The organism is Sphingobacterium kitahiroshimense (assembly GCF_025961315.1).
In the GTDB taxonomy this organism is placed as follows: Bacteria; Bacteroidota; Bacteroidia; order Sphingobacteriales; family Sphingobacteriaceae; genus Sphingobacterium; species Sphingobacterium anhuiense.
Window position 1 is genome coordinate 3,280,966 of sequence record NZ_JAOQNK010000001.1, and the last position, 13,628, is coordinate 3,294,593.

Here is a 13,628-nt window from a genome sequence, read left to right on the forward strand (position 1 = left end):
AGTTTCTATTTAATACTTTAATATAGAAAGTTTAAATTTACCCTAATCAAAAAAGTGTATATCATGAAAACTTTCACTTGTCTTTTATACTTTCTGTTTTTTGTATCAATCTATACCTTTGCACAAGAGGGCTATCCCACTCCACCATTCAAATCAAACACTCTTTTTTATATACAACATAGCGAAGGTCATAACACCTATGTTTATGAAGCAAATATGAGTGATAAACAGCATTTCAATAACAAGAATCCTATCAATAACTATCGGATTTTATATGATAAAGGAGGAGAAATTAAACCTTTAACTGGTATCCAACAAAAATTTGCCTACGGTATTATAACAAAAGAACTAGGCAATAATACATTTGAGTTTGAGATTGTGTCTTACAAAAATCAACCCTTATATCTCAAGATGGATAAAGCAGGAAAGCCTTATGTGGAAACCACATTAAATGGTCACAAATTTAATCTCCATCGTATTTTCATCAAACAAAAAGAGGGAACTTCAGGCTTAGGGACGCAAGTTGAATATCTCATATTTTACGGCACAGACCACAGGGGTACCAAAGTACGAGAGAAATTGATACCATAGTTGACATTAGGCGCCAATCCCATTGCCTACTGTCATATTCAACTCTTTAATGCATTAGATTTTTTATTTAATTAGTTTACATCATTTGATTGAAAAAGAAAATGAGGCGTTTATTTGACGTTGTTGCATCATAATATTTAAACGTATACCCTTCTTTAATTCAGGGGAAGGATATACGTGTTATTCATCTCATCTCAGAAACAATCTATTGAGTTTATCCTCAATTAGAAAGAATAAACTGTCAATTAGTTATTTTTTGCTTTTACGTCCTATTTTCCGTTTTCCTTTTATTCGATCTTCAACGTCTTTGATCGTGGACAACATCTCACTATCTAAATTTTCCAATCTAACCAAATTTAATACTTTTAAGGCTTTTTTAAATTTTTTAAGTTTTTCCAATATAAGTACCCTTTTTAATAAAAATAAAGAAGATGAAACTCCGGGTATTGTTAAAGCAAACTCAATTGTTTTTTCTGCCTCTTCATATGCATTGGTATCAATCAAGGTTTGTATATAAGGTTGATAAATTTCCAAAGCATATAAATTATGTACTAACGCTTCTTGAAAATATTTCTTTGCTTGTTCAAAATCAAACAACTGTTCCGCATGAAGTCTCCCCATCAGACATAGTGCCATCGTATTTGAATCATCATAAGACAAGGCGTATGACAAAGATTCTAACGTATTTTCTAGGTAATATGGATAACTATCCAATGCCTGTAACACATATTTATTCATAAAATATATTGCATCAATTCTCAAAAGATCCTTAAATAAGCGATGTCTATTTAAGGATCAATAATTAAATAAAAGATTATCTTAAATACCTCGACTCACGAAATACCAAAGAAATCATTAATTGCTCGAACATTGTCGAGACCAAAATAAAGTCAAAAGAGGAGTAACTACGAGAAAAAAGTATTCTGAAGAATATACCCAAGATCCTTCTTTTGGATTGAAGTAGGGTTATTTAATATAGCAAACATATTCTTCTATTATTAATTGTGAATACCTAATTGATTTTGCAAATATTTAAAACAAAATTGAAATTTCAAAATAAATTTATCAAAAACTATTTAGGTATACGTTTCACGATCAACAGCAAATTATTTTCCAGAACCAAATAGCCATACTCATAAATAAAATAGTAGGTCTGTCCTTTAGCATTGATGAAATTATGAGTATGATATTTTAAATCAAAGCCTTGCAGCAACATCTTTTCCTTGCTTATCTTGAGTATCCCTTCATCTCCCAGAACTTCTTGTAGAATACGCCTGTTCTTACGCAATGTATGATTGATCTTTCTGATCAAGTTCGTTTGATCACTATTCTGTTTATAGTTATAACTATTGCGACAGGCATCATCACAAAATCTTTTATCAGAGCGTCCCCTTATTGACTTTTTACAATCTAGACATTTTTTTAAATTAATTTCTTCTTCCATAAATCATAAAATAAACGACAACAAACGCTTACAAACGGTTATAGTCGATTACAAACGTTTATTAACCGATTAAAATCTCAATTACTTTTCACTTTTGTTTCTGTTTCCTAAGCATAATTCGAAAGGATGCATTTATTGAAGTTAAACAATTTTACAAACATTTAAAAGCAAAGTTATGAGCAGATTAAAAAACAGAATTCAATTGATTGGACACTTAGGTTCTGATCCCGTGGTAAAAATTAGCACAAGCGGAACTAAAGTATCAACCTTACGTTTAGCTACCAAAGATCTATTTAAAAACAAAGCTGGTGAATGGGTTGATGAAACCCAGTGGCATACTTTAGTGATCTGGGGCAACCTTAATACTACTGTAGAAAAATATTGTCTAAGAGGTTCAGAGTTACTAGTAGAGGGAAAACTTACCTACCGCGAATACGAAGATAATAATGGAAATAACAAGACAATTACAGAAATCAAAGTCGACAGTTTAATTGTTATGAATAAATCTAAATTAAGGAAACGAAATGAAGAAATTTCTAGTCAAGAAATTACAGAAGAAGACTTACCATTTTAATTAAATAGTAGTAAAAACAAACATTTCAATCCAGATGATTGTTTCTTATTTAAACTCAATATCATATGAAAAGAATATTTCCAATATCATTAATCGTGTTAACTTGCCTTTCTTTATCGAGCTGTTCGGTCATTGAAGGTATTTTCAAAGCAGGAGTTTGGTCAGGTATAATCATCGTTGTGGTCGTTGTTGCTTTAGTAATATGGCTACTAGCTAAACTTTTTGGTGGAGGTAGTAAAAACTAACATAACTTACAAGATATGCCTAAAAATATTTTAGGCATATTTTTTTAATTATATCTATGTTTCATTACTATTGAACTACTAAACTTTTTCAAACTTTCCATACAATTTCCAATAATATCGAATATCAGACAAGGAAAATAAACTTTTTTTCCAAGAGCTAAGAATCAGCGATATCTGTTCCCCATTTTGCTCATACTTCCCTACAAAAACTTCCTCTTCAGACAAAAACAAACCCAAGTTATTGTGAAGAAGATGCAGATATTCCATTTCAATACCTTCAAAAATTAGTATACTTTGCTCTTTAACTTCCAATTCCAATGGAGCGGCAATCAATTCTGAAAACTCAATGGCTAAAAACTTATGCTTACTTTGAATAGGAAGCTGAAGTTGTGGTGCGCCCTCTATTTGCTTTAACAAATCAGTATTGTTCATCATAACTTCTCGGGTCAATAAGGGAATACCTGCTAATTTTTTTGTGCTATTTGTTACAATAGCTGGTTCAAAATAATCACTGAAATTTAAAATTTGATTAACAGAAAGATTTTCTTGAATTAAACTCTGCAAAGGAATGCCAAAATAATTAGCAATTATCATTACTGTTTCTATTTTAGGCTCAGCTCTTAATTCTTCATAAGACGAAATATTACCTCTGCTTAGATTAAATAAATCAGCAAATGCTTGTTGGCTTAACCCTCTCACCTTTCTTAATTTCTTTATATTATTACCAATATTTGTCATTTTTAAAAAAAAAATTAAAATTTTTTGCAAAATATTTTTGCAAAAATATTATCTTTATGCAAAGAATATATGCAATATATAAAAAACTAAATTATGTACTTCTCAAAAATTGAAAATTTTATTAGCAATATCGGATACGATATCTTTTATAAAGATGAGAAAGAAGGCGTTTTCATCATTCAAAATGAATTAGATGGCATTCACAATTTGATTGTAGGTATAGCTAATCCAATTTTAATTTTTGAACAATACTTATTTACAATTTCCAATGAAAGTATGGAATTGTTTAAATCACTACTCATTAAAAATAGGGACATGATCCACGGTGGTTTCGCGTTAACAGAAGACGGTAAAAAAGTAATTTTTAGATACACACTACAAATCAGCAATATTGACCAAAATGAATTTGATGCAGCCATCAATTCTTTAAGCTTATTAATCAGTGAGTATTACAATCAACTAATTAACTTCTCTAAATTATAGTAATTATGAATATTTTTAAAAGAATTTTCAGGATTGGTCAAGCGGAAATACACGCTGTCGTTGAAAAAATGGAAGATCCAATCAAAATGACGGAACAAGGTATCCGGGAAATGAAAGAAGATTTAGAACAAGCCCTTGAGGCATATGCTAAAGTAAAAGCATTAGCAATTCGTACCAAAAGCAATTTTGAGAAAAAACAAGAAGAAGCAAACCTGTTTGAAGGAAAAGCTATTCTCTTATTAAAGAAAGCACAGAATGGAGAACTTCAAGTTGATAAAGCTGAAAACTTAGCAAAAGAGGCTCTCTTATTAAAAAAGCAATTTATAGCAGAGGCGATAGAATTAGAAAAACAAAGTATAATTCATCTTCAGTCAGCAGATGAATTACATAAGAATGTAGATGTACTCAAATTCAACATTACGAAATGGGAAAGCGAATTAACCACATTAAAAGCTCGTGTAAAAGTGTCTAACGCCGCTAAGATGGTCAATAAGCAATTGGCGAATATTGATTCAAATAGTACCATATCTATGCTGGAACGAATGAAAGTTAAAGTAGAGGAAGATGAAGCGTTAGCAAAAGCATATGGCGAAATTGCACATGGGAATAAATCGATCATTGATGAAATCAATGAAACAATTTCAAATAAGGACTCCATCAATGCCGAACTAGAAGCTTTAAAATTAAAACTTAATAATGATGAGAAAATTTGAATACAAAACAATTAAAATCGAACCTAAAGGTTTTTGGGGGACAAAACTTGATGAAGATCGAATAGATGAAATACTTAACGAATTAGGTGCTCAGGGCTGGGAACTTGTATCGATGCAAGATTTAGAGATCGGCGGAAGTTCTTGGTCATTTCACTATACATTCAAAAGAGAATTATAACAAAACCGAACCCATTATGAGCGAATTATTCAACCTCCTTTTCAATCCAGTATCCAACGGTATCATGACTGTACTGACAGGAATTTCGCTGTTATATTGGATAATTATGTCCTTTGCGGGGGATGGATTACATCTCTTTGATGGCGATGTGGACCTGGATGGTCACCTCCACTCTACTGCTGATGTAACAGACGTAGACAGTTCACAAGATTTACATCACCATTCGGACGCCGATACACATATAGAGCCATCATTTTTCGCAAAAGCAATGGATTTCATTAATGTTGGCAAAGTTCCTATTATGATCATCGTTACACTTTTCAAATTTATTGGATGGATCATCACGATCATTTCTTCATTACTTTTAAATACCGCCACCTGGGGACTGAAATCCCTTTTTATTTTAATTCCTATATTTTTCATCACTTTTATATTAATGCATTTTTTCACTAAACCTCTTGTAAAACTTTTTAAAAACATTGGATATCATGGGGAAGAACCGATTGATTTCCTTGGGAGAATAGGAAAAATGAAAGCAACAATAGAAGGAAAAAAACTGGGATCAGCAGAATTTTTGATCGAAAGAGATCCTATACGGCTTTATGTAGAAAGTCTAAATGGAGAAAAAATAGAATATGGAGATGAAGTCATTATTGTTGATGAATCAAAAGACAAAAAAATATATTACGTAACCAAAGAAATAACCATTCACAATATTTAATTATTAACCATGCAGTTACAAACTCTTTTATTTATAGATGGGATAACAGGTCTCATCCTCTTGATTGTAGGAATTATAGTTTTACTAATTTTTGCATTTTTCATTGTATTAAGTGCTTTCTACAAAAAAATTCCACAAGGAAAAGCAATAGTAAGAACTGGGATTGGCGGGACAAATGTTGCTTTCAACAAAGGGATGTATGTCATTCCAGTTTTTCACAAAATGGAGATAATGGATATTTCAGTAAAAAAGATTGAAATATCCAGAATGCAGCACGATGGATTAATATGTAAGGACAATATTCGTGCTGATATTAAGGTCGCATTTTTTGTGCGTGTTAATAAGTCTGTTGATGATGTAATCAGTGTAGCACAAAATTTAGGATGTGAGCGCGCGAGTGATCCAGATACGTTAAAAAGTATTTTTGAATCCAAATTTTCAGAAGCACTAAAAACTGTAGGAAAAAAATTCGACTTTATTGAATTGTACGAAGCTCGACGGGAATTTAGAAATGAAATTCTAAATATTATTGGGACAGATTTGAATGGCTATATATTAGACGACTGTGCAATCGATTATTTAGAACAAACAGAATTGAAATTTTTAAGTCCAGATAATATTTTAGATTCACAGGGTATCCGTAAAATCACTGAACTAACTGCAGCTCAGAATATTCATGCCAATTTAATACGTCGTGATGAAGAAAAAGTAATTAAAAAACAGAATGTAGAAACGCGTGAGGCAATACTTGAGTTAGATCGACAATTAGCTGAAAAAGAAGAGAAACAACGTCGCGAAATCGACAATATTAAAGCTCGTGAAGATGCTGAAATAGCGAAAGTTAGAGAAGAAGAGCGTCTAAAATCCGAAACTGTCCGCATCTCTACAGAAGAACAGTTAGCTATTCAAGAAGAAAATAAGCTTCGTCAGATTATCATTGCAGAGAAAAACAAATTACGTACTAGTGCGGTTGAAACTGAACGTGTGGAAAAAGATCGTGCACTGGAAGAGACAGAGCGAATAAGAATTGTCACATTAGCACAAATTGATAAGGAACGTTCAATTGAAATCGAAAAGAAAAATATTCAAAATGTAATCAAAGAGCGTGTTCAACTCGAAAAAGGTGTTGTAGAAGAACAACAAGGTGTCAAAGATATAGAGGTATTCCGTGAAGTTGAACGAAAAAAACAAGCAGGTGTTATTGCGGCATCACAAGAAGCCGAAGAGCGTCTAATATCAACTGTCAAAGCTGCTGAAGCAGATAAAATAGCTTCTGAACAAAAAGCTGAGCAAGATGTTATTTTTGCGGAGTCCCGCAGAAAAGTTGCCGAGAAAAAAGCGCAAGAGTTATTAATCGATGCTGATGCGAAAAAAGAAGCATCAGTAAAAGAAGCAGAAGGTCGTAAAATAATTGCCGAAGCACAAGCGAAAGAGGATGCTGCTTTAGGTCTATCTGAGGCAGAAGTTATGATAGCGAAAGCAGAAGCAATTCAAATACAGGGTACTGCAGAGGCATCTATCATCGAGAAAAAAGCTGAAGCAAGCCGTAAGCAGGGAATAATGGAGGCAGAGGTAACGCGAGAGAAAGCAATTGCTGAAGCCACGGGTATTCAAGAAAAAGCTGAAGCAATGAAAAAGTTAGATGGTGTTGGAAGAGATCACGAAGAATTCAAGCTTCAACTACAAAAAGAAAAAGATATTGAATTGGCTCAAATAGGCATTCAAAAAGATATCGCAGCTTCACAAGCATCTGTATTGGCAGAAGCGTTAAAAACTGCAAAAATTGATATCGTTGGAGGTGAGACTATGTTCTTCGAAAACATTGTACGCCAAGTTTCTAATTCCAAAGGATTTGATCATTTAATCAATAATTCAAAACATGCAACAGACATCAAAAATTCATTGTTGGGTCCAGACGGAAAAGGTGATCTGGCAGAAAAAGTACGTGGCTTAGCCGATAAATATGGTATTTCATCTAATGATATCAAAAATCTAACTGTCTCCGCTGCCTTGGTTCAATTACAACAAGCAGCCAAAAATGCGGATGATAATGAAGATACTAATTTCATCAACTCGTTATTCGGTTTAGCCAAAAACTTAGGAATATCAAACAAAAAATTGATCTAATTTTTACACATATGTCAACTTGATAACGGATTGTTTTCAAGTTGACAACGATATAATTAGCTTTATTACACTGTTCATAATATAGTATTTTCCAAAGATGATTTAGATTTTCACCATTGTAAATGTAACATTGACTTCACCAAATGAAAATCATAAAGTCAATACATTAACTATATACTAACACAGGTAGAAATTAGAATTCAACACGGATTAAATAGTCCACGATTATTTTCGAATTATGCAAGAAACACAAGCGAACAACGATACTTTAGACTCTGGATCTTACGAAATTATCAGAAAACGTCTTCAACATCAAAAAGAAACGCTTTCCGATAAATTACAATTATTAAATACCGCCAGAAAAGAAATATTTAATTCGACCAACTTTATATTAAAGGCAAATCAACGTATATCAACAGATAATAACTGCGTATCAAGAGGTATTTTAGCAATTGGTAATATCTGCATATTCGGATATAATGTACATTTTGGATTACGAACCGAAATTCAGTTACAAGACGTATTTAGCATCTATTTATTTGAAGATAATCAATTTATTCCCCAAGATCTTGATTTCATAAATGATATAAATTTTGTTAATGATTACCAAAATCTATACAAATATTATAGAGATTCAATTTTTTCCAAATTTAGAAAAACAGAGAACTATTTATATATGATCTTTCAAACCACCAAGAATGAACAAGATCTAAAAGCATTTAAATGGTTGATTAAAGATGGAAAATTAACTTATTTAGATGATCGAAGTATACATGAAGTTAAAAAAGCAAATCAACATGAATTTGATTGGACAAAAACTACCCTTGAAGATCGAAGATTGGGTCGGTTTCCCCATATTTCTATCTTAGATAAGGTATTTATTGAAGCAATTCATGGTGATATAACATTTAAAATTGAAAATAATACAGAGTCAGGTAAAGGAATTTATTCTGAAAAGGTTAGTAATCTTGATCAACAGCTAGATGATGCAGAATACCATTATGCTGACTTAGGTAATATGATTGCTCTTAGGATCAAACCCTTTCAAGAAGAATTTCGCGCTTACATTTTCAACATCAGAACTAAAGAGGTTGTCAACCTAAAAACGCTCAATGAATCTGCTATTTTGCTACCAGATAATCAAGGTATTATTTTCTCAAATGGATATTATCTTCAAAATGGCACACATAAAACCTTTGAGAATAACCTTGAAAATGTTCAGTTTCTAAAAAAAGTAATCTCTCCTAACGGAGAAGACTACCTATATGTTTTCACTCATGAGCAGTCGAATACATACATTTTAATGTCTTACAATATTATTCAACAATCTGTAGAAACCCCAATCGTTTGCAATGGATTTACCATATTTAAAGATGGAAGCTTAATCTATTTTCGTACAGAAAATGAAGCGACGCGCCACCATCAAGTACAAATATGGGAGACTCCATACATGGCTGTTCTGAAAGAAAATGCATCGCGCAGAGATGATCCCTTATACAAAATTGGCAATAAAGATATTGTCCAAGCGATGTCTGAAGTTCAAGAAGTCATTCAACTGATTAACAAAGAAGATTCCTATGAAGGCCTATATGAGGATATTCTAAAAAAATCAAATTCCATCATTGATTCGTACTTCTGGGTCCATGATGAGGCTCTTCAAAATCTTGGTACACCATTACAACATATAAAAGAAATTGCGAACACAGCGATCGACGAGTTCGTTAAGGTACAGATTCAGCGTAAACATGCGGAAGAGATTCTAACAGCAATAGAAAAAAAAATAGAAGATCTTGTTTTTAAAGTCAATAGTTCGATTTATGAACAGTTAGATCAACTGGTACATAATTTATCACATACACGTAAATTACAAGGTGAGGTCATTGACTTGCGCAATGTAAAGTATATTGAAAACAATCGGATAAATGAACTAGAGGAACAGCTTCACCACATAGCGACTAATCTTTCTGAGAAAACAATACAGTTCTTATTACAGGAAGCTGCACTTACATCATATGAACAGAAGGTTGTCATCCAAAAGAATGAAGTCGACAAAGTAACAAAAGCTATCGATGCCAAAGCCATAGAGGATGGATGTAAAGCTATTTCTAGTGATTTGGAATTATTAATTGATATACTTCATAGCTTAAAGATTGATGACACAACACATACAACAAAGATAATTGAAAAAATATCAGTTATTTTCGCTTCATTAAATGAGGTTCGAGCCCAATTAACACGTAAATTAAATACACTAAAAAGTTCTGAAGCCATTGCAGAATTTTCGGCTCAACTCACTTTGTTAGAGCAATCAATTGTTAACTACCTGGAATTATCAACTTCGGCAGAAAAAGTTGACGAGTATTATACTAAGATTGTTGTAAACTTAGAAGAACTCGAAAGCAAGTTTTCTGAATTTGACGAATTTGCTTTAAAAATCGCTGATAAGCGCGATGAAATCATTAAAGCTTTCAACGGGAAACGCGAATATATTATTGAACAAATCAATAAACGCGCCTCTTCTCTTGAACAGATAGCACTGCGTGTCCTTAAAAACATCGAAAATAAGGCAAAATCTTTACTCACGAAAGAAGAGATTTTAAGTTTTTACTCGACCGACTTAATGATCGACAAGATTCGTCATATTATTTCAGAACTGAAAACAATACAAGATGTATCTAAAGCCGAAAGCCTTGAGAATTTACTTAAGAAATCACAAGAAGATGCGTTAAGAGTTTTAAGAGATAAGTCCGAACTATATGTTGAAGGTGAAAATATAATTAAACTTGGCAAAAACAAATTCACAGTTAATAACCAACGCTTAGGTTTAACATTAATACGGCGTCAAGACGAACTATATTATCATTTGACAGGAACTAGTTTCTATCAAAAAGTGACCGCCCAAGAGATCAATATTTATAAAGATATTTGGGAACAAGAAATTATTTCTGAGAACAAACTTGTGTATCGTGCCGAATATTTAGCTTATAAAACTTTCCTAGCATCACAATCCAAAAGCAATTTTAATGCAGAAAAATTCATTAATCAAGCTGTAGAACAAAACTATGTAGAATCTTATATCAAAGGTGTTCACAATTTTGATGCCCTTCAGATCTACGAACAACTTCACACCCTAGGGGAAAAATTAGATGTATTAAAGTTTGATCCTGAAACAAGAACATTAGCCCATTTTTTTTGGCAGCAATTGGACCAATCCGTTCGTTCTAAATTAATAGCTCTTATCCGATCATCTAATCAAATCCTTAAGAATTTTCCAAATTCAAATCGATACGAAAGTATACTAAAGGAAATGAATGATGAGGTCAATCGTTGGGAAACACACCTGGATCTATCGCAAATAAACAAAGAGAACATTGCAAAATACCTTTTTAAAACATTTAGCAAATTCAATAAATTATCATTGTCCGACTTTGCCGATCATTTAAAACAAGAGTTTACGCGTTACCTACATGATAGAAAGACCCTAAAAGATTTTGAAGGAGATATAAACAATGAAGGTTTCAGTCTTATAGATCGTTATTATTTAATTCAGAACTGGCTATATGCTTTTATTGAGAGCAATGATCATTTAATTAAATTTGAAAAATACATTAATGAAACCGCAGCATTAATCTTGTTTGATCAGATTGATTACGAACTTATTATAGCCAAGGATCAACTTTCAGTAGCGAATTTGAAAGGAAGTCATCCAGTGATCACAAATGAAAGTTATCAAATAGATTTTCACTCTTTCATTCAAAAATTAGAAAAATTTCACGATATAGATATACCTCGTTTCGAGTCATTTAACATATTAAAAGAAAAATTAAGCACAGCCTATAAAAAAGAACTAAAAATAAACGAATTCGAACCAAAAGTATTGAGTTCGTTTGTTCGAAATAAATTGATTAATGATGTTTACTTTCCTTTAATAGGAACAAATTTTGCAAAGCAATTAGGTGTGGCTGGAGAAAATAAACGTACAGCAAAAATGGGAATGCTTCTTCTCATTTCTCCTCCCGGGTATGGTAAAACAACATTGATGGAGTATTTAGCAAAAACAATGGGGCTACACTTTGTGAAAATCAATGGTCCCACAATCGGTCACACCATTACATCGATCGATCCTTCTGAAGCTAAAACATCTGGTGAACGAGAGGAGCTTAAAAAAATTAATCTAGCCTTTGAAATGGCAGACAATGTGATGCTGTACCTGGATGACATCCAACATCTCAATCCTGAGTTTCTTCAAAAATTCATATCACTAGCCGATGGACAAAGAAAGATTGACGGTATTTTTGAAGGAGAAAGCAAGACTTACGATCTTCGCGGAAATCGATTTTGTATCGTAATGGCGGGAAATCCTTATACAGAGAGTGGCTCAAAATTTAGAATCCCTGATATGCTAGCCAATCGCGCTGATGTATACAACTTAGGAGATGTTATAGGAGATACAGATTACTTATTCAATTTAAGCTTAATTGAAAATGCTGCTGTTGAAAATCCTGCAATTGACAAAATTGCAGGTAAAAGTTTCAACGATTTTTACGCGCTCATACGGTATATAGAAAATAGAGAAGAACAATTACCAGAGTTAGAAGGAAACTATTTGAAGCAAGACGTTGATGACTTCCTTGCAGTCTCGCAGCATCTTCTTAAGATTCGTAATATCGTCATAAAAGTAAATCAAAGCTACATCAACAGTGCTGCTATGCAAGATAATTATCGAACAGAGCCTCCCTTTAAATTACAGGGTTCTTATCGAAATATGAGCAAACTGGTCGCCCAAGTCGTTCCTATGATGAACGATCAAGAAATTAATCAGCTTATTTTAACACATTATGAAAGTGAATCACAAACGCTTACTGCAGATACAGAATCAAATTTATTAAAGCTTAAAGAGTTAGCAGATATCTTAACAAAAGAGGAAAAAGAGCGCTGGGAAGCAATCAAAAAGGTTTTTCAAAAAGACAATAAGCATGGTGCTCTAGGTAAAGATGATAAAATGTTTGTTCAATTATTGGAATTTAATGAAAACTTACAGGGCATAATCAATGCTATCAGTAAGAAATAAAATCGGTAACATAATAAAGATTAAGATTATTCTATCTTCATAAGATAAAAGAGGCAATCATTAAAATGAATGCCTCTTCTATTTTATTGCTGTAAGATTTACTTAGTCGCTGCTCCAGTAATTTCAGTAGCCAATTTTTGAGTATATTCAGCCCACAATTTAGCATCATCAGCTGTAAACTTACTAGCAGCGGTAGCTGTTTTAGTAGCCCACTCTTGTTGTTTAGTTGCTAATTCTTGAAGCTTAGTCGCATCACCACCTTTAGCGGCGGCAACATACTCATTCACAAATTTTGTATAATCATCAGCCAATTGCTGTACTTCCGGAGAACTAAATTTAGGTACTGTAGTTGTCGAAGTAGTCTCTGTAGTAGTTGTTGTCGCAACACCATTATCAGTGTTAACTTGAGTAGTTGTATCTTTTACTTCTACTTTTTTGCTATCCGTATTATTACATGACGCAAAAATAATCACCGCAGCCGCAGCAGATAAAATCAATTTCTTCATAAAATTATAAGTTTAAAATAAATAAAATTACGTTAATTTAAAATAAAGATCAGACAATATATTTTAAAATTAAACAAATGCTAAAGCATAAAATAAAAAATCAGAAAGAAATGATGTTTTATACTCTTAGAGCACAATAAAGAGCTTTGAAATTTAATTTGAAAAATTGGATAATTGTAACAATAATATAGACTTATAGATCTATATTTTAGGAAATCCCTTTTATTTAATGAAATA

13 protein-coding genes are annotated in these 13,628 nt (G+C 32.4%); 9 read left to right on the plus strand and 4 right to left on the minus strand.

Annotated elements, in window-relative coordinates:
- Positions 1-63 precede the first annotated feature (63 nt).
- Positions 64-591 carry a DUF4833 domain-containing protein gene (locus M2265_RS14565; RefSeq protein WP_021192384.1) on the plus strand — a complete coding sequence of 176 codons (528 nt, stop codon included), beginning with the start codon at positions 64-66 and terminating at the stop codon, positions 589-591.
- A 249-nt stretch (positions 592-840) separates the two neighbouring features.
- Here the strand turns inward: M2265_RS14565 and M2265_RS14570 are convergent, their stop codons facing one another.
- Both M2265_RS14570 and M2265_RS14575 read right to left on the minus strand, forming a co-directional pair.
- A complete protein-coding gene (locus M2265_RS14570; RefSeq protein ID WP_264599356.1) occupies positions 841-1,317 on the minus strand; it encodes a hypothetical protein in 477 nt (158 codons plus the stop codon).
- Between the two features lie 346 nt (positions 1,318-1,663).
- Positions 1,664-2,035 (minus strand): hypothetical protein, encoded by a 372-nt coding sequence (locus M2265_RS14575; RefSeq protein WP_021192382.1) that lies wholly within the window; start codon positions 2,033-2,035, stop codon positions 1,664-1,666.
- A 175-nt stretch (positions 2,036-2,210) separates the two neighbouring features.
- Here M2265_RS14575 and M2265_RS14580 point away from each other — a divergent pair, with 175 nt between their 5' ends.
- Together M2265_RS14580 and M2265_RS14585 are read left to right on the plus strand one after the other, a co-directional pair.
- Positions 2,211-2,609 carry a single-stranded DNA-binding protein gene (locus tag M2265_RS14580; protein ID WP_132771561.1) on the plus strand — a complete coding sequence of 133 codons (399 nt, stop codon included), beginning with the start codon at positions 2,211-2,213 and terminating at the stop codon, positions 2,607-2,609.
- Positions 2,610-2,674: 65 nt separating this feature from the next.
- On the plus strand, positions 2,675-2,854 hold the full coding sequence (locus M2265_RS14585) for a hypothetical protein (RefSeq protein ID WP_084825378.1): 180 nt from the start codon (positions 2,675-2,677) through the stop codon (positions 2,852-2,854).
- A 78-nt stretch (positions 2,855-2,932) separates the two neighbouring features.
- On the opposite strand, the gene M2265_RS14590 is transcribed toward M2265_RS14585, so the two are convergent.
- Positions 2,933-3,592 carry a helix-turn-helix domain-containing protein gene (locus tag M2265_RS14590; protein ID WP_132771562.1) on the minus strand — a complete coding sequence of 220 codons (660 nt, stop codon included), beginning with the start codon at positions 3,590-3,592 and terminating at the stop codon, positions 2,933-2,935.
- A gap of 93 nt (positions 3,593-3,685) precedes the next feature.
- On the opposite strand from M2265_RS14590, the gene M2265_RS14595 reads away from it, so the two are divergent.
- The 6 genes from M2265_RS14595 (at position 3,686) to M2265_RS14620 (ending at position 12,885) form a co-directional block, all read left to right on the plus strand.
- A complete protein-coding gene (locus M2265_RS14595) occupies positions 3,686-4,075 on the plus strand; it encodes a YbjN domain-containing protein (RefSeq protein WP_021192378.1) in 390 nt (129 codons plus the stop codon).
- A 5-nt stretch (positions 4,076-4,080) separates the two neighbouring features.
- Positions 4,081-4,788 carry a PspA/IM30 family protein gene (locus M2265_RS14600; protein ID WP_021192377.1) on the plus strand — a complete coding sequence of 236 codons (708 nt, stop codon included), beginning with the start codon at positions 4,081-4,083 and terminating at the stop codon, positions 4,786-4,788.
- The gene (locus tag M2265_RS14605; protein ID WP_206368603.1) at positions 4,772-4,966 is read left to right on the plus strand and encodes a DUF4177 domain-containing protein; all 195 of its coding nucleotides are present in this window, start codon (positions 4,772-4,774) and stop codon (positions 4,964-4,966) included. Before M2265_RS14600 ends, M2265_RS14605 begins: the two co-directional genes overlap by 17 nt.
- A gap of 16 nt (positions 4,967-4,982) precedes the next feature.
- Positions 4,983-5,687 carry an OB-fold-containig protein gene (locus M2265_RS14610; RefSeq protein WP_132771563.1) on the plus strand — a complete coding sequence of 235 codons (705 nt, stop codon included), beginning with the start codon at positions 4,983-4,985 and terminating at the stop codon, positions 5,685-5,687.
- Positions 5,688-5,696: 9 nt separating this feature from the next.
- On the plus strand, positions 5,697-7,814 hold the full coding sequence (locus M2265_RS14615; protein WP_132771564.1) for a flotillin family protein: 2,118 nt from the start codon (positions 5,697-5,699) through the stop codon (positions 7,812-7,814).
- Positions 7,815-8,052: 238 nt separating this feature from the next.
- A complete protein-coding gene (locus M2265_RS14620) occupies positions 8,053-12,885 on the plus strand; it encodes a DNA repair ATPase (protein ID WP_132771565.1) in 4,833 nt (1,610 codons plus the stop codon).
- Positions 12,886-12,983: 98 nt separating this feature from the next.
- Here the strand turns inward: M2265_RS14620 and M2265_RS14625 are convergent, their stop codons facing one another.
- Positions 12,984-13,391: a hypothetical protein gene (locus M2265_RS14625; protein ID WP_132771566.1), complete on the minus strand. Its 408-nt coding sequence runs from the start codon at positions 13,389-13,391 to the stop codon at positions 12,984-12,986.
- Positions 13,392-13,628: the final 237 nt, after the last annotated feature.